We start from the raw sequence: 21,745 nt of genomic DNA, 5'->3' as shown, positions 1-21,745 counted from the left end.
TAGGGAGCCCCTGTTTCCCCCGCGTGACGCGCCCGTATCGACGACGGACCCAATCCCTCACGCCTCCGCCGCCGGGTCTCCGGGCCCCGCCGCTCGTGCCGGTGGCCGTACCCCCGCATACGCCAGGAGGCGGACCCGCGTCCTGCGGGTCCGCCTCCTGAGGCGTACGGGGTGGGAGGGCCGGTGTCAGGCGGCCGGTGCCTCCTGCTCCGCCTCCACCTGGGCGTTCCACTCACGCTTCGCGGCCTGCCAGCCGTCCTCGTTGTGGCCCAGGCGCCAGTAGCCGGAGATGGACAGGTCCTCGCGCGGGATCGCGCGCTCGACGCGCAGCAGCGCGCGCAGCTCCTTCACGAAGCCGGCCTCGCCGTGCACGAAGGCGTGCACCCGGCCCTCCGGGAACTCCAAGGCGCGTACGGCCTCCACCAGGGCCGCGCCGACGGGCCGGTCGCCGCGGTGCAGCCAGACGATCTCCGCGTCGGAGTCGATCTTCTGCTCCTCCTCGGGCCCGGAGACCTCGACGAACGCGCGGACGGTGGCGGCGTCGGGCAGCGACTCCAGCGCGGCGGCGATCGCGGGCAGCGCGCTCTCGTCACCGGCGAGCAGGTGCCAGTCGGCGGTCGTGTCGGGCGCGTAGGCGCCACCGGGGCCCATGAAACGGACGAGGTCGCCCGGCCGTGCCCGAAGGGCCCAGGGGCCGGCGAGCCCCTCGTCCCCGTGCACGACGAAGTCCAGGGTCAGTTCACGCGTCTCGGCGTCCCAGGCGCGCACGGTGTACGTCCGCGTCACCGGCCACTGCTCGCGCGGGAACTCCTCGCGGACGCGGTCCAGGTCGAAGGGCTCGGGGTAGGTGACCCCCGGGGGGCCGAAGAGCAGCTTCACATAGTGGTCGGTCCTGCCGCCCGTGGCGAAGTCCGTCAGGGCGTCGCCTCCGAGGACCACCCGCTGCATGTGGGGCGTCAGCCGCTCGGTCCGCAGCACCTTCGCGGAGTGGGGCTTCCGGGGCTTGCGTTCCGGGCGCTCTGCCATGACTGCCTCCTGCTCGAATGGTTAGGCTTACCTAAGTTAGCATTCCTTCCTCTGTGACACCTATGCACGAAGGGGTATCCGTCGGGTCAAAAGTGTTCCGCTAAGCCTGCAGTGTCACGAGCAGGCGGTGCAACGAGCCCCCCAGACCCCAGCGCGCCGCCAGTTCCTCCAGTGCGGCGGGATCACGCGGCGCGTGCGGCAGCGCGGTGTCCACCTCCGGCAGCGGCACGTCCCCGGCCACCTTGACGACCGTCGGCGCCACCGCGACGTACGGCCGCGACTCGTCGAGCCGCTTGCGCTGCGACGGCGTCAGCTTCGCCTTGGGGTCGTCGACCGCGGCCATGATGCCGGCCAGGTCCCCGAACTCGGCGAGCAGCTTGGCGGCCGTCTTCTCCCCGATGCCGGGCACCCCGGGCAGCCCGTCGCTCGGGTCGCCGCGCAGCAGCGCCAGATCCGCGTACCCGGGACCGTCGACCCCGTACTTCTCGCGCAGCCACGCCTCGTCGGTGAGCTGGAGCGTGCCGACACCCTTGAGGGGATACAGCACCCGCACCCCCCGCGCGTCGTCCACGAGCTGGTACAGGTCGCGGTCGCCGGTGACGATGTCCACCGGGCCGCCGGCGCGGCCGGTGAACGTGCCGATCACGTCGTCCGCCTCGTACCCGGCGACGCCCACGCGCGCGATGCCCAGCGCGTCCAGGACCTCCTCGATGACCGGCACCTGCGGGGAGAGCGTGTCCGGCACCTCCTCCTCGTCCGGGCCGGTCTCCGTCTCCACGGCGACCCGGTGCGCCTTGTACGACGGGATCAGGTCGACCCGCCACTGCGGACGCCAGTCCGCGTCCATGCAGGCCACCAGATCGTCCGGACGGTGGTCCTTGACCAGGCGGTCGATGAACTCCAGCAGTCCGCGCACCGCGTTCACGGGGGTGCCGTCCGGGGCCTTCAAGGATTCCGGGACGCCGAAATAGGCGCGGAAGTACAGCGAGGCGGTGTCGAGGAGCATCAGTCGTCGCGTCTGCAGAGTCACGCTCCGCATCATGCCGTACGCCACTGACAGTGACCTGGACCACTCCCGTGTTTGCTCCGTGTAAGCGGGGGCAGGCGCCGCCTCTGAAGAACGCGGTTGTGAATTCAACCGTCCTCGGCAGCCGGGAACACGCGCGTCGTCCTTCCGCGTGCGCCCCTGCCCCGACGAGAGGCACCTGTGTCATCCAGGCTTGAAGCCGACCATCTCTACAAGGTGTTCGGAAGACGACCGGAAGCGGCGGTGGAACGACTCCGCCAGGGGGCCGACCGTGAGGAGCTGCGCGCCGACGGCACCACCGCCGCCGTGATCGACGCCTCCTTCACGGTGGAACCCGGCCAGATCTTCGTCGTCATGGGCCTGTCCGGATCCGGCAAGTCCACGCTGCTGCGCATGCTCAACGGACTGCTGGAGCCCACCGCGGGACACGTGCGCTTCGACGGCCAGGACCTCACCGGGCTCAGCGCGCGCGAGCTGCGCGAGGTCCGCTCCCGGAAGATCAGCATGGTCTTCCAGCACTTCGCGCTGTTCCCGCACCGCAGTGTGCTGGAGAACGCCGGCTACGGCCTGGAGGTCCAGGGTGTACCCGCCGCGGAACGCCGTGAACGGGCGGCCGCGGCACTGGAACTGGCCGGACTCGCCGGATGGGAGAAGTCCTGGCCCGACGAACTCTCCGGCGGCATGCAGCAGCGCGTGGGTCTCGCCCGCGCGCTCGCCACCGACGCCGATCTCCTGCTCATGGACGAGTCGTTCAGCGCGCTGGACCCGCTGATCCGCCGTGACATGCAGGACCAGCTCCTCGAACTCCAGAAGAAGCTCGAGAAGACCATCGTCTTCATCACACACGACCTCAACGAGGCGATGCGCCTCGGCGACCGCATCGCCGTCATGCGCGACGGCCGCATCGTCCAGGAGGGCACCGCCGAGGACATCCTCGTCCGGCCCGCCGACGACTACGTCGCCTCCTTCACCCAGGACGTCGACCGTTCCCGGGTGCTGACCGCGGCCGCCGTCATGGACACGGACCTGCGCGGCGACGAGGCCGACTGCGCCTGCGAGACCGCCACGCCCGACACCCCGTTCGTGGAACTCTGCGCGCTGAGCGCCCGTCTCCCGCACCCGGTCGCCGTCGTCGACAAGAAGCACACCCTCGTCGGCGTCGTCCCGCGGCGCCGGCTCGTCGGCTTCCTCGGCGACGAGCAGGGCGGCCCCGGGACGTGTCCCGGTGGACAGGACAGCGGACACGGCAAGGGGGTGAAGGCCCATGCCTAGGATCCCCTTCGGCGACTGGGTCAACGACGCGGTCGACTGGCTGCTGAACCACATGGCGTGGCTCTTCGACTTCCTCAAGACCGTCTTCACGGGCACCTACGACGCCATCGACGCCGTCCTTCAGGCACCCCAGCCGCTGCTCCTCGCCGGCATCTTCGCCGTCATCGCCTTCTGGCTGCGCGGCACTTCGGCCGGTCTGCTCACCTTCGCCGGATTCGCCTTCATCGACTCCCTCGAACTGTGGGAGGACGCGATGGTGACCCTGTCCCTGGTCCTCGTCGCGACCCTCATCGCGCTCGTGGTCTCCGTGCCCGTGGGCATCTGGGCGGCCAGGTCCGACCGGGTCAGCGCCGTCGTCCGGCCGGTCCTCGACTTCATGCAGACGCTGCCCGCGATGATCTACCTCATCCCGGCCATCCTGTTCTTCGGAACCGGCGCCTCCGCCGGCATCGTCGCCACCCTGATCTTCGCGCTGGCCCCCGGCGTCCGTATGACCGAACTGGGCATCCGGCAGGTCGACAAGGAACTGGTCGAGGCCGCCGACGCGTTCGGCACCACCCCGCGCGCCACCTTGCTGCGCATCCAGCTCCCGCTGGCCCTGCCCACCGTCATGGCGGGCGTCAACCAGGTCATCATGCTGGGCCTGTCCATGGCCGCCATCGCGGGCATGGTCGGCACCGGCGGCCTCGGCGGCGACGTCAACGAGGCCATCGGCCAGTTGAACGTCGGCCTCGGCTCCGAGGCGGGCGTCGCGATCGTCATCCTCGCCATCTACCTCGACCGCATGACCGGCGCGCTCGGCACCCAGGTCTCCCCGCTCGGGCGGCGCGCCGCGGCCAAGGCGCGCGCCGCGCGGGGCCTGCGGATCTGGTCCTACCGCCCCCGTCCCGTCGTGGCCATGGCGGGCGTCGTCGTGCTCGCGCTCGTCGCGGCCGGGATGGGCGTCCTCGGTGGTGGGGGCACGGAGGCCACCGCCGCCGACGGCGAGAACGTCGGCCAGGGCAAGAAGGTCACCATCGGCTACATCCCCTGGGACGAGGGCGTCGCCTCCACCTTCCTCTGGAAGGAGATCCTGGAGGAGCGCGGTTACCAGGTCGACGTCAAGCAGTTCGACGCCGGCCCGCTGTACACCTCGCTCGCGCAGGGCGACGTGGACTTCGAGACCGACTCCTGGCTGCCGACCACGCACGCGCAGTACTGGAAGAAGTACGGCAAGCAGCTCGACGACCTGGGCTCCTGGTACGGCCCGACGTCCCTGGAGCTGTCGGTGCCCGCCTACATGAAGGGCATCGACTCCCTGGAGGACCTCAAGGGCAAGGCCGGCACCTTCGACGGGAAGATCACCGGCATCGAGTCCAGCGCCGGAATGATGGGCCTGCTCAAGAGCAAGGTGCTCAAGGCGTACGGGCTCGACAAGGAGTACAAGGTCGTCGACAGCTCCACGCCCGCGATGCTGGCCGAGCTGAAGCGCGCGTACGCCGCGAAGAAGCCGATCGTCGCCACGCTCTGGTCGCCGCACTGGGCCTACAGCGACTACAAGCTGAAGAAGCTGAAGGACCCCAAGGGCGCCTGGGGCAAGGGCGACGGCGTGCACACGCTGGCCCGCAAGGGCTTCGCGCAGGACGACCCGGTCGTCGGGAAGTGGCTGAAGGACTTCAAGCTGACCGAGAAGCAGCTCACCGGCCTCGAAGCCGAGATCAACAAGGTCGGCAAGGGCAAGCAGCAGGACGCCGTGCGCGCCTGGCTGAAGAAGAACCCGTCGGTCGTCGGCGAACTGGCCCCCGTCGAGAAGGCCGCCGCCGCCCCCGCCGAGGCGAAGCGTCCGCTGGACGTCGCCTGGTTCCCCTGGGACGAGGACGTCGCCGTCACCTATCTGTGGAAGAACGTGCTCGCCCGGCGCGGCTACACGATCGATCTCAAGCAGATGGACGTCGGCCCCGTCTACACCGGCCTGGCCTCCGGCGACCTCGACCTCAACTTCGACGCCTGGCTGCCCTACGCCCAGTCCAACTACTGGGAGGCGCACAAGGACCACCTGAAGGACCTGGGCACCTGGTACGAACCGACCTCCCTGGAGATCGCGGTCCCCTCGTACGTGAAGGACGTCCGCTCCCTCGCCGACCTCAAGGGCAAGTCCAAGACCTTCGGCGGAAAGATCATCGGTATCGAGCCGGGCACCGGTGAGATGAACCTCCTCAAGAAGAAGGTGCTCCCGGGTTACGGCCTGGACAAGGAGTACGAGGTCGTCGACGGCTCCACGCCCGCGATGCTGGCCGAGCTGAAGCGCGCCTACGCCGAGAAGAAGCCGGTCGCGGTCGTGCTGTGGTCGCCGCACTGGGCGTACAGCCAGTACGAGCTCACCAAGCTCACGGACGACAAGAAGCTGTTCGGCGAGGGCAACACGATCCGGACCATCGCCTCGGAGGACTTCCCGAGCCGGTACCCGAAGCTGGCCGGGTGGATCAAGCACTTCAAGATGAGCGAGGCCGAACTCGGCAGCCTGGAGAGCGAGATCAAGCAGCGCGGCCAGGGGCACGAGGACGAAGCCGTCACCGCGTGGCTCGACGAGCATCCGGGCATCGTGGAACGCATGACTCCGCGGTAGCGGACGAGCGGTGCCCGCGGGCGTGGCCGAGCCGTCACAGCGGGGCACGCCGAGCGGTTCACTCCGAGGGGTGGTCCTCGTCGTCAGGGTCTCTTGACCCGTGCGACGAGGACCACCCCTCGTCGCGTTCCGCGCTCGCGGGCTCCTCCCCGCCCACCCGGCCGCCGGTCCGCACGCCGGTCCGCACGCCCGTCCGCACGCGCGGGCGACGGCGCCGGGGGTCGCGTACTGGCGTACGACAGAGATCCGGCCAACCGTCACGCGGCGCGCGTCCCGGACCGAGCCGCACCACCAACTGCGCCTCGACGCAACGGACTTCGGGATCCGCTCCGGCCGTCGAAGGGCCCTGGCGGGGTGTCCCGCCCCCGTGATCGGCCCTTTTGCCGCGTACGAGGGGGTGGCGGCGCCGGGCGCGCGAGGGCTCGCGCGGTGGCGCGAACTGTAACCCTCACACTCCCTCGAAGTGACAGCGATGTGACGGGTCCATGAAACGGTTTGCCGAACATGCGTAGGGTGCAAACAACTCAACAGAAGCGGCGGGCCGGAAATCCGCACGGTTCGCGGACCGACGACGCGAGGGAGGGAGCCGGAGCGATGGGCGACCACAAAGAACAGCCCCTTCGGGTGGGCGCGGCCGTACGGCGACGACGCCGGGCTCTGCGGCTCACGCTCGCCGCCGTGTCCGAACGCAGCGGCCTGTCGGTGCCCTTTCTCAGCCAGGTGGAGAACGAGCGGGCGCGGCCCAGCCGAAGCTCCCTGGAGCGGGTCGCCGACGCCCTCGGCACCACGGCCGCCGATCTGCTCGCCGCCGCCGACCCGGCGTGCAGTGTCGACGTCGTGCGCGCCGACGACGGGGCCGAGTTCACACCCGGGGCCCACGCCCGCCCCCTGGTGCGCGGTCACCACCAGCTCCACGCCACCGAGTTCACCGGCGACCACGAGGAGGCCCGCGAACTCCAGCACCGCAACGACAAGTTGATGTACGTCGCCGACGGCGGTGTCGAGGTCGAGGCGGAGGGACGGGCGCACCGGCTGGGCCGGGGAGACACGCTCTATCTGACGGGCGGTGTGCGGCACCGCTGGCGCGCCACCGTGCCGGACACCCGGGTCGTCGTCGTCGAGGTCGCCGACCACATCGACGCGGTGGAGGACCCGCACTCCTTCGGCAAGCGCTGAGCGGCCCAGACGACGCGGCCCCGGCTCGGGCCCCGGCTCGGGCGACGGGGAACCCCGCCGGGCGGGTGGGAGCGGCGCGCGAGAGGATGGCGGGAGACGGGAGCCAGGGCGGCGCGGGAGAGGCGGACCGGTATGCGGGTGGTGTCCCTCGTGCCCTCGCTGACCGAGGCCGTGGCCGTGTCCGTGCCCGGCGTCCTGGTCGGCGCCACCGACTGGTGCAGTCATCCGGCGGACCTGGACGTCACCCGGATCGGGGGCACCAAGAACCCCGACGTCGACGCCGTCGTACGGCTCGCGCCCGATCTGGTGGTCGCCAACGAGGAGGAGAACCGGGAGCCCGATCTGGCCGCCCTGCGGGAGGCGGGGATCGAGGTACTGGTCACCGAGGTGCGGGACGTGCCGGGCGCTCTTCGCGAACTGGACCGGGTGCTCGCCGCCTGCGGCGCGAACGGCCGCCCGCGCTGGCTGGACGCCGCGGAGGCCGCCTGGGCCGGGCCGACCGCTCCGGCGGCCCCCCGCAGGACCGCCGTCGTGCCGATCTGGCGCCGGCCCTGGATGGTGCTGGGCCGGGACACCTTCGCCGGAGACGTCCTGGCCAGGCTGGGCGTCGACAACGCGTACGCCGATCACGCCGAGCGCTACCCCCGCGTCCCCCTCACCGAACTGACCGCGTCGGGCGCCGACCTCGTGGTCCTGCCCGACGAGCCGTACCGCTTCACCGCCGACGACGGCCCGGAAGCCTTCCCCGGCCTGCCCTGCGCCCTCGTCGACGGCCGCCTGCTGACCTGGTACGGCCCGTCGCTGGCCGAGGCACCGGCCCTCCTCGGCGCGGCGCTGCGGCCCGCCGACCGCTGATCCGGGCCCCCGGCTCCGGGGCGGCCCGGGCCAGGCCCGGCCACCGGAGCCGAAGGGGCGCCACCGGAGCCGAACGGGCCGCCGGACCCTGGTTCCCTGCGGGGAGTTCCGGTCCGGCGGCGGGGTCCGATCAGGCCTCGGGTCGCTCGGAGGCCAGCAGCTCCCGGAGTTCGTCCATCGCCTCGCGCAGCCGGTCGGCGAACGTGCGCATCTGCGCGGCGACCGCCAGCGGCGTGCTCAGGTAGAGGTTGAAGCGGTCGGGGAGCAGGACATAGGCGACGCCGATGCACTGGCTGCTGGTCGAACCGAAGCCGAAGTACTGGATGTTGACGGACGGCGCCGAGCTGGTGCTCAGGTAGTCGTCCCGCATGACCGACCAGCCCGGCGTCCGGTACAGCGCGGGCTGCTCGGTCACTCCGAGCTCGGCCCCCCGTCGGCGCTGGATCAGCTCCAGCTCCCACAGGTGCTGCTCCGGCGCCTCCCCGGCCTGGCACGCCTTCGCGCGCGCCACGTGGGCCTGCGTGGCCGCCCGGAACGCGGTGCGCCGGGTGTCCGCGTCCGCCGCCGGATCCTCCATCGCCGCCACGAAGGCCGTCATCTCGGGGGTGACCACGCGCATCGCCTCGGTCCGCCCGTGCCGGTACTGCCGGGTGGCGATCGACTCGTACGTGGCGCCCAGGTGCCCCTTGGCGCGCTGGTGGGCGAGCTGGTAGGCGGCCTGGACGAACGCGTCCGGCGAGACCCCCAGGGCCTTGGCCGCGCCGCTGCCGAAGTCCTCGAACGACAACGTGCTCGTCGCCGTGTTCTCCCCGTACGCCGCGAACGCCTCGGCGGCCCAGCGCGCCCGGTCCCGCAGCGCGTCGTCCAGTTCGAACACGATCGGTTCCAGCGCCGGAAGCCCCTGGGAGCGGGCGCCGGACCGCCGGGACTGCTCCTCGGCGGGGGTGTCGAGCAGGGCGTCGGTGAACGTGAGGATCGTCGTCCCGTCCAGCTCGCAGTGCTCGACGTTGATGCCCGCCCGGCCGTCGGCGAAGACGACGAAGGTCACGGCCTTGTCGAACCAGCGGTTGCCGCGGTCGCCGTACAGCAACTGGTCGCAGGCGTCCTGCGTGTCCGCAGGGGCGAAGTCCTCCAGAGCGAGGCAGAACAGGGCCGTCTCGACGTCTTCGAGGGCGGCGGCGTTGCGGGGGTGGCAGGCGAGGAGGGACTCCCGGGCGGCCGCCCACTCCGCGCGGGCCATGGTGGTGAGGTGGCCCACCGAGGTGTCCGCGCCGGCCGGTTCGGCCTTCATCACGGCGCGCAGCCCCGCCTCGAGGTCCTCCAGGCTGTGCGGGACACCGTCCGGACCCAGCACGTCCAGCCGGAACATGCCGCCGCGGAAGAACACCACGACGTGCCGGGCCCCGGACGGGCCGGGCCACTCGTCGGTGTAGGGGGCGCGGACGGTGTCCTGCTGCGCGCCGGGGATGCGCGTGGTGGAGAACAGGAACCTGTTCTGCACCATCGACTGAGGCGCGCCACGCTGCACGACCGGTGCGATCAGCCCCTGATCGAGCTGCCGCTTGTAGTCGAGCGCCCCGGCGACGAGCCCGGCCGCCCGCTCCACCTGGGCCTGGCCGGAGTCCCGGAACAGGAAGAAGAAGTTGGCGTTGAGCGCGATCCGGTCCCTGCGGCCGAGGTATCGGTAGGGCCAGAAGACGTCGAGCCAGCTCTGCACGCCCTCCGTGGCGTCGTACTCCTCCAGCGCGGCGTGCAGCACCCGGCCGGGGCCGCCGGGGCGGAGGAAGGCGGCGACCTCCGCCTCGGTCGCCGAGCGCTCGTCGGCGGTCAGCAGCGGTGCGCACCAGGCGAGGAACCTCTCGCAGCTCGCCTCCAGCGTGGGCAGTGGTACGCGCGGGAGGCTGTCCTCCTGGGCGAAGGTCGCGTTCCGCGACCCGTCCTGACTGGTCTTCAACTCTGTTCTCGATTCGAATCGTCGGTACCTGTGACGCCGTACGGCCGGGAAAGATAGAGCTGTGCGTAGAGCCAGCCTTCCGCCTCCAGGCCCCGTGGATCCACCCCCGCGGCGGACATGCCGTCGAGCACGCGTGTCTGCTCCTGAGGGGAGGCGAACCGCCGCTGTCTGAACACCTCGTCGACGCGGACGGTGCGGTAGCCCAGGTCCTCCAGCGCGCGTTCGACGGGGTCGAAGGGGAACATCCGCAGCACGAAGTGCGCCATCCAGGGCCGGCGGGTGCCCTGGGCCCGGACGACTCGTGTGAGGGTCCGCTCGGTGACGTAGCCGACGCAGCCCGTCGAGATCACCAGGTCCGTACCCGAGAGCTGGGCTCGCTGTCGCTCTGTGGGCTCGCGCTCCTCCAGGTCGGCGTGCACCACGTCGTCGAGGAACCCGGCCTCGTGCGCGTACGACAGCGCGCTGCCGGAGGTGTCGAGGCCGACGAAGCGGATGGCCTGCGGGGGCTGGCGCGAGCGGGCCATCTCGCGGTCGCGGGCCAGCAGCGCCTCGCGGCTCTCCTCCGCACGCCGTTCGTCGCCGTAGCGCGCGTACAGCTCGTCCATGGTCGCGTCGTACTTGAGCAGGGCGGCGTTGATCCCGTACGAGCAGCCGATGTCCAGCACCTGCGGCACCGCGACGTGCCGGGACTCCCGGTACTCCGTGATGATTTTGGTGAACCAGGGCTTGGCCTGCTGCGGCACGCCGTAGTCGAGCGGGCGCAGCACCCTGAAGTAGGTTCGCGGATCGGGCTGGTCGTAGATGTGGTCGAGTGTGACTTTTCCGGTCACGTCGAAACGCACAGGGCTTACTCCTCCGTGGGTCTGCGCAGGGGAAACGGCCTATGGCGACTACGCGTTCCGGCCGTCCGCGGGTCCGGCGGCGGGCGGCGTCCGCCCGTGGCGGCACTAGTCCAGGAGCCGGTCGCCGCGGACCGCCCGGCCCTCGGCCTCCAGGTGCTCGGGCAGCACCCGGCCGAAGAGCTGCCGGGTCCGCTCCACGCTCCCGATGACGCCGGGGCGCTCGCTGTAGGCGAAGATCGCGGAGTGCCGGGCGGTCTCGCCGCGCACCGGGCTCACGCGGTGCAGCGAGTAGCGCCCTTTGAACAGTTGCAGGTCGCCCGGTTGCAGGGGCAGGCGCCGGGTCAGCCGCTCGCCCCGGCCGTCCACGACGTCCCGGACGTCGGCGAAGTTCTCGTCCTGTGCGGTTCTGATGTTCGGGCAGTACTCGAAGACGCCGCCGGACTCGGCCTGTCGGGTCAGCATGCTCACGGTGAACTCGTTGGTGTCGAAGTGCCAGGGGTGTTCCATGCCCGGCGCGACGACGTTGAGGACCAGCCCGGAGAGCGGGTCCGCCAGCTCGTGCAGCTCGGGCAGTTCGAAGCAGCGGGCGACGAAGTCCCGGAACACCGTGTCGGAGTAGAGGCGGCTGATGAGCGAGTCCGCGGGGATGCGGTCCCGCGCGACGAACGCGTTGCCCCGCTCGAAGGTCCTCCGGCCCGGATGGTCCTCCGGCAGCGCCGCGTCCACCGCGATGTTGTAGACGTTCACCGTCTCGACGTCGTGATACGCCCGGGGAGCGATCGCCGAGCACTCCTGGCGCAGGACGTCGCGCAGCGAGGGGCGGACGAAGTCCGGCAGTACGGTGCAGCCGAGCGTCGACAGTTCACGCCGGGCACGGGAGACCACGGCCTGCCCCCGGTCGCCCGCGAGTTCCGACAGGGGATAGCGGTTGGTGTCGACCACCTGATCGAGCGTCAGGGCTTCCAAAGAGCGCATTCGATCCTCTCCACGTGCGGGCCGCCCGACCGGACCCCACTCTCGGCTCATCGGCAACTCGGTTGCCACGACGGGCACTTGAAGTTCCCACAGGGACACCGCGCTGTCTGTGACACGTCACACTGCCCAACTGTGTGCTCCAGCATGCTTCCTTGGGCTCGACACGGGCCGGGTCGCCGTGCAGCAGGCGCGGGAGTCGGAGCGCCCCGCCCGAGGATCGGGGCGGCCACGAGAGGCAGTTGCGCCGAAGGCCTCTCGCCGTTCTGCCGAAGACCTCTCGTCGGTCTGCGAAGGCCTCTCGCCATTCTGCCGAGGGCCCTTCGTTGTTCTGTCGCTGCGCGGCGGAGTGTGATCAACGACGTTGACCTCGTATACGTGGCATGTGCAGACTCTGCGGGCCCGCGACGGTCGCCGGCGTACAAGGAGGTCCCCGCCATGTCCGGAGAGCGCGGTCACCGTGAGACCCTCGCCGCGATCGCCCGCAATCCCGCGGCGCCGGCCGACGTCCTGACGAGGCTGCTGGGCGAGGAGGCCGCCGCGGTCTGGAACACGGTCGCCTGGCGCGCGCTGCCGGACGAGGTGGTCGACGCCGTCGTCGCGCATCCCGACCGCAGGGTGCGGAGCGCCCTGACGGAGAACGTCTCGGTGGCGGCGGAACAACGGGCCAGGCTGGTGGACGATCCCGATCCGCGCGTCCGTCTCGGCCTGGCCCTCGGACCCCAGTGGTTCCGCGTCCCCACGCCACCCCTGCCGCTGACCACCCAGCGGCGACTCCTCGCCGATCCGGATCCAGGAGTCCGCCGAAGCGCGGCCTTCTGCCGTGACACCGCCCCGAGCCTGGTAGCCGGGCTGGCCGACCACGAGGACGCGGAGTTCCGGCGGGCGGCCTGCCGCCAGTGGACCCTGTTGTCCGAGGACACCCGAGGCCGTCTGCTGCACGACGCCGCCGACGAGGTCCGCCGAGCGGCCATGATGGAGGCCTGCCGCGATGACGCGGCCTGCACGGACCTTCTGCTCGACGCGGGCATCGGCGGCGTCGACCGGTGGCAGGTGATCCGGCGCGGAGCCATGAGCACGTCGACCGCCGAACGGCTCGCGGCGAGCGCCGAGGAGCAGGACCGGCGGGAGCTGGCCACCAACCTCGGCGTTCCGATCGACATCGTCCGGCCGCTGGCGGACGACGCCGCGCACGGAGTCCGGCTGGCGGTGTCGGTGCGGCCCGAGCTGACGGAGGCCGAACGCTCCGCCGTCGATGTCACCATCAGACCGTCCGATCGGCTCGAACCCGTCGACTGGGTCTGCCTCTGCGCCGATCCCGACGTCCTGCGCCGGTGCGCCAGGTCCGCCAACATCCTGCTGCGGCGCAGCGCGGCCTACAGCCCGCACCTGCCCGCCGACGCCGTCGACCTGCTCGCGAAGGACGAGGACTACGCCGTACGACTCCTCCTGTGCGAGAACCAGCCGACCGTCGACGGCGAGGTCGTGCTGCGGACGTATCTGGACTGCAAGGTCATCACCAAGGGGGCTCTTCAGCGCCATCCGAACTTCCCGCGTTCCGGCAACGCGGAACGCTTCGCCGACGATCCCGATCCGGAGCTGCGACGGCTGGTGGGCCTGGACCGCGAAGCACCCGCCGACACGGTGGTCAGGCTGCTCTCCGACCCCGACCGCCGCGTACGTGCCATGGCGGCGGCGCACCCCGCCCTGCCGGTCGCCCTCATCCTGGAAAGCTGCGGGAATCCGGAGACGTCCTCCAGCGCCCTCGGCAACCCGAGCCTTCCGCCGGAAGCCATGCACGGATACCTGGACGACGCGGGTGTCCCCCGCTAGCCGCACCGAGACGGTCTCGGCGGGCGCCGTTTACGTATCTTGCCGAGGGACAGGACGACCGGCCGTCCCCGCCGGGCCCGTCGCGCCCCTTGACCCTCCCCATCGAAGGAGACCGACCGCATGGAGTTCGACTTTTCCGGCCCGGTGATCGAATGGCGCGGACCGTCGCCGTACTACTTCGTCCGCGTGCCGGACGAGGAGTGCGCCGACATCCGCGAGGTGGCCGCGATGGCCACCTACGGCTGGGGCGTGATCCCGGTCGAGGCCCGGATCGCCGAGATCGTCTTCCAGACGTCGCTCTTCCCCCGGGACGGCGGCTATCTGCTGCCGCTCAAACTGACGGTACGCAAACCGAGCGGCCTCTCGGCGGGCGACGAGGTACCGGTGAGGATGACGATCCATTTCGACGAACCCCGATCGCGCTAGGTGCGCAGGCTTGGTGGACGCCAGGAGCCGGCTTCACCGAGGCGCCGTCAGCAGCTTTCCTGTGAGCAGGCCGTGGGCTGTTCGGGCCGCTGCAACCGTCCAGGCGGTCAGGAGCAGGGCGTACAGGGCGACGGCCAGGATCGTGAAGGCGGTCAGGCCGGTGTGGTGGGCCAGGCCCTCGGCGCCGGTGACGCAGGTGCCCACCGGGAAGGTGAAGGCCCACCAGGTCATCGCGAAACCCATGCCCTGGCGGCGGGCCCGTACGACCATCGCGGCGGCCAGCGCGAGCCACAGCAGGGCGAAGCCCAGTACGGGGACGCCGTAGAGCACGGCGAGGAGGGCGAAGCCCTGGTCGTAGGGGGCCGGCACGACACCGGGGGCGGCGTCCGCGAACTTGCCCACCGCGGTCGTCGACTGGCCCAGCGGGCCGAGCACGAGGAACAGCGTCGGGGTGAGCGCGAGCGGCAGCGGACCCGAGGTGACGAGCCGCGCGAAGACCATCGGCAGCATCACGAAGGTGGCCACCAGGCTGATCCCGAACATCGCGACACAGGCGAGGAGCAGCGTCTCCCGGGGCTGTCCGGCCGGCAGGTGCGGGACGAGCAGGGGGCCGAGCGCGGCCGACACCATCGGGGCGACGATCGGCAGCAGCCACACGGGGGAGGCCTGGCCGGGCTCGATGCGATGCCGTACGACCATGAGGTACGGGACGGCCACGGCGGCGGTCAGTCCGATCAGCGTCCCGGCGGTGAACAGGACGGAGTCCACCGCGACGGCCGCCGGTGTCCCGATCCAGTCCCGGCCCACCAGGAGGGTCCCGCCGCCCACGGCGAGCAGGGCCATCGACAGGCAGCCGTAGAAGGGGGCCATGGCGAGGTCGAGGAGGTGGGCGCGGGCCTGGTCGCGGTGGTACGTCCAGTGCAGGGCGCGGGCGGTGAGCAGCGCCACCAGCAGGGTCAGCGAGAGGGCCCACACGGCGGCGCAGGCGGTGCGCAGGCCGGGCACGTGCACGGGGAGCCCGGCCCCGGCCGTGGCCACGATCGCGGTACCCATCACGGAGGCGTACCAGTTCGGGCCGAGATGCCGGACCGAGGCGACGACGCGGTTTCCCGGGACACGGGGGGTCTTCGTGCCGGGGACGGTTCCCGCCTGATGGGCGGACAGGGGCTGGGCTGCGGTGACCATGACACCACGGTCGCGCCGCCGTGAGCTCCCCACCAGGGAGTGCGCGCCTATGACGACATAAGCTGGCTTTATGAGCAGCAGCGCTGAGGATCGTCATGAGTAGCGGTGCTGAGGACCGGCCCGGCGCCGGGATCGCGCACCGGGTCCCCGATCTGGGCGCCCTGGAACTGCTGCTGGCGGTGGCCCGCCTCGGCAGTCTCGGGCGCGCCGCACGCGAACTGGGGATCACCCAGCCGGCGGCCAGCAGCCGCATCCGTTCCATGGAGCGGCTGCTCGGGGTGGCGCTCGTCGACCGTTCGCCCCGCGGGTCCCGGCTCACCCGCGAGGGGGCGCTCGTCACGGACTGGGCCCGGCGGGTGGTGGACGCGGCCGAGGCGTTCGACGCCGGGGCGCAGGCCCTGCGCGACCGGCGCGACTCGCGGCTGCGGGTCGCCGCGAGCATGACCATCGCCGAGTACCTGCTGCCCGGTTGGCTGATCGCCCTGCGCGCGCAGCGTCCCGACACGGCCGTGTCGCTGCTCGCCGGGAATTCCGCCGCCGTCGCCGAGCGGCTGCTGGCCGGTGAGGCGGACCTCGGGTTCGTCGAGGGGCTCTCGGTGCCGTCCGGTCTCGACGCCACCGTCATCGCGCACGACCGGCTGATCGTCGTGACGGCGCCCGGGCATCCCTGGGCGCGCCGTCGGGCGCCCCTCGCCGCGGCGGAGCTGGCGGCGACGCCGCTCATCCTGCGCGAGGAGGGGTCCGGTACGCGGCAGGTCCTCGACTCCGCGCTCGGGGGGCTGGCCCGGCCGCTGATCGAGCTGTCCTCCACGACGGCGGTCAAGGCGTCCGCCGTCAGCGGTGCGGGGCCCGCGGTCCTGAGTGAACTCGCCCTGGGGGAGGAGCTGTCCGCCCATCGGCTGGTGGGCATCCCGCTCGCCGACGTGCGGCTGACCCGTGCCCTGCGGGCCGTCTGGCCGACGGGGCACCGGCCCACCGGCCCGGCCCGCGACCTGCTGTCCCTGACGCGGGGGGCGTAGCGGACAGGCTTCCTTCGCCCCCTCCGCCCCTGCCCGTCCCGTACCCAGGGGCTGCCGCCCCCGGACCCCCGCTTCGGCCTGGACGGCCTCGTCCTCAATCGCCGGACGGGCTGACAGCTTCCGGCGCCGCACCGATCCTCGCCGCCGCCGCGATCAGGCCCCGCATCACCCGAAGGTCGTCCCCCATCTCCGGGTGCCACTGGACTCCCAGGGTCCAGGCGGGGCCCGGGAGTTCGATGGCCTCCACGGTGCCGTCGGCCGCGTGGGCGCTGATCGTGAGGCCGGTGCCGAGGCGGTCCACCGCCTGATGGTGGTACGTCGGCACCGCGCACGGCTCCGGTACGAGACCGGCGTACCGCGTCCCCGGTACGGGTGTCACCTCGTGGTGTCCGATCACGCCGACGTCCTTCACGTGCCCGTCGAGGTGCTGGACGAGCGTGCCGCCCAGCGCCACGTTCAGGAGCTGGTGGCCCCGGCAGATGCCGAGGAGCGGGGTCCCGGTATCCAGCGCGGCCCGGATCAGGGCGAGTTCCCAGGCGTCGCGCTCGGGGGCGGGCGGTCCCGTACGCGGGGAGCGCTCGGCGTCGTACCGGGCGGGGTCGACGTCGGGGCCGCCCGCCACGACCACCGCGTCGAGCCGGGCGACCGCCTCACGCGCCAGGTCCGGATCGTCCGGCGGCAGCATCACGGCCAGCCCGCCCGCCCGCTGCACGAGCCGCGGATAGCCGGCCGGCAGCAGCGCGGCCTCCAGCTCCCACACGCCCCAGCGCGCGCCGGCCTCCAGATACGTACTCACACCGACCAGCGGCCTGCCCACGCGCTACTCCCTCGGTGGTTCCAGTGGCTTCCACGGCCTCGATGGCTGCATCGCTCCATGGCTGCATCGCTTCATGGCTTCATGGCTTCATGGCTTCATGGCTTCATGGCTTCAATGGAAAGGTCTCATACCTTTGGGGTGGGGGAGTGAAACACAAGAGCTTCACGCGGCACGTCCGGCTCACGTCAGGAACCCCCGCAGCAGTGCCGCCGTGCCCGCGCAGTGCTCCCGCATGATCTCGCGCGCCCCGTCGGCGTCCCCGTCGAGAACCGCCTCGACGAGAGCGGTGTGCTGGCGCTGGGAGTGCTCCAGGTTGCGGACGAGGAGCGGGATGCAGTCGAGGAGGTCGTTGACGCCGGCCCGTACGGCCGCGTAGCGCGCGGTGAGGGAAGGAGAGCCGGAGAGTTCGGCGAGGGTCAGGTGGAGCAGGGTGTCCAGACGCCGGTACTCCGCCAGCGGGGCGTCGTTCGTCCGCTCCAGCGCCGCACGCAGCCGCAGCGCCTGCTGCGCGTCGAGCCCGTGCGTCGCGCACAGCCCGGCCGCGCCCACCTCCAGGACCTCGCGGAAACGCAGTACGTCCTCGATGTCGACCGCGGCCACCCGCCGGCGCAGCTCGTGCTCGCCCGGGGTGTCCGTGCGGGCCAGCACGAACGTGCCGCCGTACCGGCCGCGCCGCGACTCGACCAGACCCTGGTCCTGGAGCACCTTCAGGACCTCGCGCAGCGTCACCCGGCTGATGCCCAGCCGCTCGGCCAACTCCCGCTCCGAGGGCAGCCGTTCACCGCCCGGCACCAGACCGAGCCGGACGATCTGGAGGATCTGCTCCAGCGCCTCCTCGAAGCCGTTGCCCGCCCGCACCGGCCGCAGGACCGGCGTCAGCCGGTCGTCGGTGCCGCGGTCGGGTTGCGCCCGCGTCATCAGGTCGCGCCCCCTTCCCAAGCAATGGTTCTCCGCAATACCTTATGGCCCTCGGCTGACCCAAGGAGGCTTTTCCGGTGGCAGACCGCACACCCCCGCTCTCCGTCGAGGAACTGCGCATCCTCGTCGAGGCCGGTGACATCGACACGGTCGTCCTGGCCTTCCCCGACATGCAGGGACGGCTCCAGGGCAAGCGGTTCGCCGCGGCCTTCTTCCTCGACGAGGTCCTGGAGCACGGGACGGAGGGCTGCAACTACCTCCTCGCCGTCGACACCGATATGAACACCGTCGACGGATACGCCATGTCCTCCTGGGACCGGGGATACGGCGACTTCGCCATGCACCCCGATCTCACGACCCTGCGCCGCGTGCCCTGGAACGCCGGCACCGCCCTGCTGGTCGCCGACCTCGCCTGGAACGACGGCTCCCCGGTGGTCGCCGCGCCCCGCCAGATCCTGCGCCGCCAGCTCGACCGTCTCGCCGAGCTCGGCTACACCGCACAGGTCGGCACCGAGCTGGAGTTCATCGTCTTCAAGGACACCTACGAACAGGCCTGGGACAGCGGCTACCGGGGGCTCACCCCGGCCAACCAGTACAACATCGACTACTCGGTTCTCGGGACCGGACGCATCGAGCCCCTGCTGCGCCGCATCCGCAACGAGATGCAGGCCGCGGGGCTCACCGTCGAGTCCGCCAAGGGCGAGTGCAACCCCGGCCAGCACGAGATCGCCTTCAGGTACGACGAAGCCCTCGTCACCTGCGACCAGCACGCCGTCTACAAGACCGGCGCCAAGGAGATCGCCTCCCAGGAGGGCGTCTCCCTCACCTTCATGGCGAAGTACAACGAGCGCGAGGGCAACTCCTGCCACATCCACCTCTCCCTGGCCGACGCGGACGGCACCAACGTGATGGCGGGCACCGCCCAGGACCCCGGCGGCATGTCGGAGGTCATGCGCCACTTCCTGGCCGGACAGCTCGCCGCGCTGCGCGACTTCTCCCTCCTGTACGCGCCCAACATCAACTCGTACAAGCGGTTCCAGCCCGGCTCCTTCGCCCCGACCGCCGTGGCCTGGGGCCACGACAACCGCACCTGCGCGCTCCGCGTCGTCGGCCACGGCCGCTCCCTGCGCTTCGAGAACCGGCTGCCCGGCGGCGACGTCAACCCGCACCTGGCCGTCGCCGGACTCGTGGCGGCGGGGCTGTACGGCATCGAGCGGAAGCTGGAACTGCCGGAGGCCTGCGCGGGCAACGCCTACAGCGCCGCGTACGAGCACGTCCCCACCACCCTGCGCGAGGCCGCCGAGCTCTGGGAGAACAGCCCGATCGCCCGGGCCGCCTTCGGCGACGAGGTGGTCGAGCACTACCGCAACATGGCGCGCGTCGAACTGGAGGCCTTCGACGCCGCGGTGACCGACTGGGAGCTGCGCCGCTCCTTCGAACGCATGTGAGGACCCCCTTGCCGCACCCCCACGCATCCCAGCCACCCGCGTCCCAGCCGTCCACCCCACCCCCCTACGAGCACGAACTGCGGGTGCTCGACCCGGCCACCGAGGAGATCGTCGCCACCGTCCCGGCCGCGACCGCACAGGACGTGGACGACGCCGTCGTACGGGCCGGCCGTGCGCAGGCCGGGTGGGTCGCGCTCGCGCCCGCCGACCGGGCCAGGCTGCTGCGCCGCTTCGCCTCCGTCGTCGACGGCCACCTCGAGGAACTGGCCCGCCTGGAGGTCCGCGAGGCCGGCCACGCCCTCGGCAACGCCCGCTGGGAGGCGGGCAACGTACGCGATCTGCTCGACTACGCCGCCGGGGGAGTGGAACGCCTGACCGGACGCCAGATCCCGGTCCCCGGCGGCCTCGACATCACCCTCCTCGAACCGCTCGGGGTCGTCGGTGTCATCGCGCCGTGGAACTTCCCGATGCCCATCGCCGCCTGGGGCACCGCGCCCGCCCTCGCCGCGGGCAACGCCGTCATCCTCAAACCGGCCGAGACGACCCCGCTCACGGCACTGCGGCTGGCCGAACTCGCCCTGGAGGCCGGCCTGCCCGAGCACCTCTTCCAGGTACTGCCCGGCGTCGGCCCCGTCGCCGGCGACGCGCTCGTCCGGCACCCGGGCGTCGCGAAGATCGTCTTCACCGGGTCCACGGCCGTCGGCAAACAGGTGCTGGCCAAGGGTTCCGCCCTCCTCAAGCGCGTCACCCTCGAACTCGGTGGCAAGAGTCCGAACATCGTCTTCGCCGACGCCGACATCGAGGCCGCCGCCGCCTCCGCCCCGATGTCCTTCCTCGACAACTCCGGCCAGGACTGCTGCGCCCGCACCCGCATCCTCGTCCAGCGCTCCGTCCACGACCGCTTCCTCGAACTCCTCGCCCCCGCCGTCGAGTCGGTCGTCGTCGGCGACCCCTCCGACGAGCGGACCCAGATGGGCCCGCTCATCTCCGCGGCCCAGTTGGAACGCGTACGGTCCTACGTCGACGCCGACGCCCCCGGCATCCGGGGCAAGGCTCCCGGGGGCCCGGGCTTCTGGTTCGCGCCCACCGTGCTCACCGGCGTCGAACCCGGCGCGCGCGTGGCCGTGGAGGAGGTCTTCGGCCCCGTCGCCGTCGTGCTGCCCTTCGAGGACGAGGCCGACGCCGTCCGGCTCGCCAACGCCACCGACTACGGCCTGTCCGGCTCCATCTGGACCCGTGACGTCGGCCGCGCCCTGCGCGTCTCCCAGGCCGTCCGCGCCGGCAACCTGTCCGTCAACTCCCACTCCAGCGTCCGCTACTGGACCCCCTTCGGCGGCTTCAAGCAGTCGGGGATCGGCCGCGAACTCGGCCCGGACGCCCTCACCGCCTTCACCGAGACCAAGAACGTCTTCATCAGCACGGAGGGTCCCGCACAGTGACTTCAGACACCCCCGAGACCGTCTGCCGCCGCCTGGTGGGCCGCACCGCCGTCATCACCGGCGCCGCCAGCGGCATCGGCCTCGCCACCGCGCGCCGGCTCGCCTCCGAGGGCGCCCACGTCGTCTGCGGCGACATCGACGAGCAGCACGGGAAGGCCGTCGCCGAGGAGGTCGGCGGCACCTTCGTCAAGGTCGACGTGACCGACCCGGAGCAGGTCGAGACCCTGTTCAGGACGGCGTACGACACCTACGGCTCGGTCGACATCGCCTTCAACAACGCGGGCATCTCGCCGCCCGACGACGACTCCATCCTGGACACCGGCCTGGAGGCCTGGAAGCGCGTCCAGGAGGTCAACCTCACCTCCGTCTATCTCTGCTGCAAGGCGGCCATCCCCTACATGCGCCGCCAGGGCAGGGGCTCCATCATCAACACCGCCTCCTTCGTGGCCCGCATGGGCGCGGCGACCTCCCAGATCTCGTACACGGCGTCCAAGGGCGGGGTGCTGGCCATGTCCCGTGAACTGGGCGTCCAGTTCGCCCGGGAGGGCATCCGGGTCAACGCCCTGTGCCCCGGACCGGTCAACACCCCGCTGCTCCAGGAGCTGTTCGCGAAGGACCCCGAGCGGGCCGCGCGCCGGCTCGTGCACATCCCGGTCGGACGGTTCGCCGAGGCGGACGAGATCGCGGCGGCCGTCGCCTTCCTCGCCAGCGACGACTCGTCCTTCGTGAACGCCACCGACTTCCTGGTGGACGGGGGCATTTCGGGCGCCTACGTCACCCCGCTGTAGCGGAGACGGCCGGTCCGCGGGGGGGGGGGGGGGACCCCCCCCCCCCCCCCCCCGAACCCCCGCTTGGGGGACGGGGGGGAGTCTCTACTTCTTGGCTAACACCACCCCCCCCGGCCCCCAAACGCCGAGAGGAGACCTACACC

The 21,745-nt window shown here is 71.7% G+C and carries 18 protein-coding genes; 10 read left to right on the top strand and 8 right to left on the bottom strand.

Annotated features, from left to right (window positions below; all coding sequences use genetic code 11):
- Positions 1–186: 186 nt before the first annotated feature.
- A complete protein-coding gene (locus tag ACZ4TO_RS33760) occupies positions 187–1,026 on the bottom strand; it encodes a siderophore-interacting protein (protein ID WP_382789123.1) in 840 nt (279 codons plus the stop codon).
- A gap of 100 nt (positions 1,027–1,126) precedes the next feature.
- Positions 1,127–2,065, bottom strand: coding sequence for a 5'-3' exonuclease (locus ACZ4TO_RS33755; protein WP_468026286.1), 939 nt, complete (start codon positions 2,063–2,065; stop codon positions 1,127–1,129).
- A gap of 168 nt (positions 2,066–2,233) precedes the next feature.
- Here ACZ4TO_RS33755 and ACZ4TO_RS33750 point away from each other — a divergent pair, with 168 nt between their 5' ends.
- From ACZ4TO_RS33750 to ACZ4TO_RS33735, 4 genes are all read left to right on the top strand, one after another.
- On the top strand, positions 2,234–3,325 hold the full coding sequence (locus ACZ4TO_RS33750; protein WP_468026211.1) for a quaternary amine ABC transporter ATP-binding protein: 1,092 nt from the start codon (positions 2,234–2,236) through the stop codon (positions 3,323–3,325).
- Positions 3,318–5,930: an ABC transporter permease/substrate binding protein gene (locus ACZ4TO_RS33745; protein ID WP_468026210.1), complete on the top strand. Its 2,613-nt coding sequence runs from the start codon at positions 3,318–3,320 to the stop codon at positions 5,928–5,930. The genes ACZ4TO_RS33750 and ACZ4TO_RS33745 overlap by 8 nt, the downstream gene beginning before the upstream one ends.
- A gap of 594 nt (positions 5,931–6,524) precedes the next feature.
- Complete coding sequence (locus tag ACZ4TO_RS33740; RefSeq protein WP_382789114.1) at positions 6,525–7,106, top strand: helix-turn-helix domain-containing protein; 582 nt, start codon at positions 6,525–6,527, stop codon at positions 7,104–7,106.
- A 132-nt stretch (positions 7,107–7,238) separates the two neighbouring features.
- Positions 7,239–7,961 carry a helical backbone metal receptor gene (locus ACZ4TO_RS33735; RefSeq protein ID WP_382789112.1) on the top strand — a complete coding sequence of 241 codons (723 nt, stop codon included), beginning with the start codon at positions 7,239–7,241 and terminating at the stop codon, positions 7,959–7,961.
- A 130-nt stretch (positions 7,962–8,091) separates the two neighbouring features.
- Here ACZ4TO_RS33735 and ACZ4TO_RS33730 read toward each other — a convergent pair whose 3' ends face one another.
- The 3 genes from ACZ4TO_RS33730 to ACZ4TO_RS33720 all read right to left on the bottom strand — a co-directional run bounded on the left by ACZ4TO_RS33730 (position 8,092) and on the right by ACZ4TO_RS33720 (position 11,732).
- The gene (locus ACZ4TO_RS33730; protein WP_468026209.1) at positions 8,092–9,915 is read right to left on the bottom strand and encodes a choline/carnitine O-acyltransferase; all 1,824 of its coding nucleotides are present in this window, start codon (positions 9,913–9,915) and stop codon (positions 8,092–8,094) included.
- Entirely contained in the window at positions 9,912–10,757 is an 846-nt protein-coding gene (locus tag ACZ4TO_RS33725; RefSeq protein WP_382789107.1) for a class I SAM-dependent methyltransferase, read from the bottom strand. Before ACZ4TO_RS33725 ends, ACZ4TO_RS33730 begins: the two co-directional genes overlap by 4 nt.
- 105 nt (positions 10,758–10,862) lie before the next feature.
- Positions 10,863–11,732, bottom strand: coding sequence for a HalD/BesD family halogenase (locus tag ACZ4TO_RS33720; protein WP_468026208.1), 870 nt, complete (start codon positions 11,730–11,732; stop codon positions 10,863–10,865).
- Between the two features lie 435 nt (positions 11,733–12,167).
- Here ACZ4TO_RS33720 and ACZ4TO_RS33715 point away from each other — a divergent pair, with 435 nt between their 5' ends.
- A complete protein-coding gene (locus tag ACZ4TO_RS33715) occupies positions 12,168–13,562 on the top strand; it encodes a hypothetical protein (protein ID WP_468026207.1) in 1,395 nt (464 codons plus the stop codon).
- Between the two features lie 120 nt (positions 13,563–13,682).
- On the top strand, positions 13,683–13,988 hold the full coding sequence (locus ACZ4TO_RS33710; RefSeq protein ID WP_468026206.1) for a DUF1905 domain-containing protein: 306 nt from the start codon (positions 13,683–13,685) through the stop codon (positions 13,986–13,988).
- A gap of 33 nt (positions 13,989–14,021) precedes the next feature.
- Here ACZ4TO_RS33710 and ACZ4TO_RS33705 read toward each other — a convergent pair whose 3' ends face one another.
- Positions 14,022–15,173 (bottom strand): TDT family transporter, encoded by a 1,152-nt coding sequence (locus ACZ4TO_RS33705; RefSeq protein ID WP_468026205.1) that lies wholly within the window; start codon positions 15,171–15,173, stop codon positions 14,022–14,024.
- A 95-nt stretch (positions 15,174–15,268) separates the two neighbouring features.
- Between ACZ4TO_RS33705 and ACZ4TO_RS33700 the strand changes: the two genes are divergently transcribed.
- On the top strand, positions 15,269–16,192 hold the full coding sequence (locus ACZ4TO_RS33700; protein ID WP_467845761.1) for a LysR family transcriptional regulator: 924 nt from the start codon (positions 15,269–15,271) through the stop codon (positions 16,190–16,192).
- Positions 16,193–16,286: 94 nt separating this feature from the next.
- Here ACZ4TO_RS33700 and ACZ4TO_RS33695 read toward each other — a convergent pair whose 3' ends face one another.
- Positions 16,287–17,009, bottom strand: a complete 723-nt coding sequence (locus tag ACZ4TO_RS33695; protein ID WP_385042543.1) for a gamma-glutamyl-gamma-aminobutyrate hydrolase family protein — start codon at positions 17,007–17,009, stop codon at positions 16,287–16,289.
- A 180-nt stretch (positions 17,010–17,189) separates the two neighbouring features.
- Positions 17,190–17,927 (bottom strand): FadR/GntR family transcriptional regulator, encoded by a 738-nt coding sequence (locus tag ACZ4TO_RS33690; RefSeq protein WP_468026204.1) that lies wholly within the window; start codon positions 17,925–17,927, stop codon positions 17,190–17,192.
- A 77-nt stretch (positions 17,928–18,004) separates the two neighbouring features.
- Here ACZ4TO_RS33690 and ACZ4TO_RS33685 point away from each other — a divergent pair, with 77 nt between their 5' ends.
- The 3 genes from ACZ4TO_RS33685 to ACZ4TO_RS33675 are packed head-to-tail and all read left to right on the top strand — an operon-like array spanning position 18,005 to position 21,602.
- Positions 18,005–19,375 carry a glutamine synthetase family protein gene (locus ACZ4TO_RS33685; protein WP_385042542.1) on the top strand — a complete coding sequence of 457 codons (1,371 nt, stop codon included), beginning with the start codon at positions 18,005–18,007 and terminating at the stop codon, positions 19,373–19,375.
- 8 nt (positions 19,376–19,383) lie between these two features.
- A complete protein-coding gene (locus tag ACZ4TO_RS33680; protein ID WP_468026203.1) occupies positions 19,384–20,814 on the top strand; it encodes an aldehyde dehydrogenase family protein in 1,431 nt (476 codons plus the stop codon).
- Positions 20,811–21,602, top strand: coding sequence for a 3-oxoacyl-ACP reductase (locus ACZ4TO_RS33675; protein ID WP_385042540.1), 792 nt, complete (start codon positions 20,811–20,813; stop codon positions 21,600–21,602). Before ACZ4TO_RS33680 ends, ACZ4TO_RS33675 begins: the two co-directional genes overlap by 4 nt.
- Positions 21,603–21,745: the final 143 nt, after the last annotated feature.

Source organism: Streptomyces sp. NPDC028298 (genome assembly GCF_055565895.1).
Note: the sequence above shows the minus strand (reverse complement) of the source record. Positions and strands in the feature narration are given on the sequence as shown.

What these genes read in the sequence shown, in the direction of transcription:
- ACZ4TO_RS33710 (WP_468026206.1), top strand. Translation starts at nt 13,683, where the DNA reads ATGGAGTTCGACTTTTCCGGCCCGGTGATCGAATGGCGCGGACCGTCG.
- ACZ4TO_RS33760 (WP_382789123.1), bottom strand. Translation starts at nt 1,026, where the DNA reads ATGGCAGAGCGCCCGGAACGCAAGCCCCGGAAGCCCCACTCCGCGAAG.
- ACZ4TO_RS33720 (WP_468026208.1), bottom strand. Translation starts at nt 11,732, where the DNA reads ATGCGCTCTTTGGAAGCCCTGACGCTCGATCAGGTGGTCGACACCAAC.
- ACZ4TO_RS33700 (WP_467845761.1), top strand. Translation starts at nt 15,269, where the DNA reads ATGAGTAGCGGTGCTGAGGACCGGCCCGGCGCCGGGATCGCGCACCGG.
- ACZ4TO_RS33735 (WP_382789112.1), top strand. Translation starts at nt 7,239, where the DNA reads ATGCGGGTGGTGTCCCTCGTGCCCTCGCTGACCGAGGCCGTGGCCGTG.
- ACZ4TO_RS33705 (WP_468026205.1), bottom strand. Translation starts at nt 15,173, where the DNA reads ATGGTCACCGCAGCCCAGCCCCTGTCCGCCCATCAGGCGGGAACCGTC.
- ACZ4TO_RS33755 (WP_468026286.1), bottom strand. Translation starts at nt 2,065, where the DNA reads ATGCGGAGCGTGACTCTGCAGACGCGACGACTGATGCTCCTCGACACC.
- ACZ4TO_RS33715 (WP_468026207.1), top strand. Translation starts at nt 12,168, where the DNA reads ATGTCCGGAGAGCGCGGTCACCGTGAGACCCTCGCCGCGATCGCCCGC.
- ACZ4TO_RS33690 (WP_468026204.1), bottom strand. Translation starts at nt 17,927, where the DNA reads ATGACGCGGGCGCAACCCGACCGCGGCACCGACGACCGGCTGACGCCG.
- ACZ4TO_RS33740 (WP_382789114.1), top strand. Translation starts at nt 6,525, where the DNA reads ATGGGCGACCACAAAGAACAGCCCCTTCGGGTGGGCGCGGCCGTACGG.
- ACZ4TO_RS33745 (WP_468026210.1), top strand. Translation starts at nt 3,318, where the DNA reads ATGCCTAGGATCCCCTTCGGCGACTGGGTCAACGACGCGGTCGACTGG.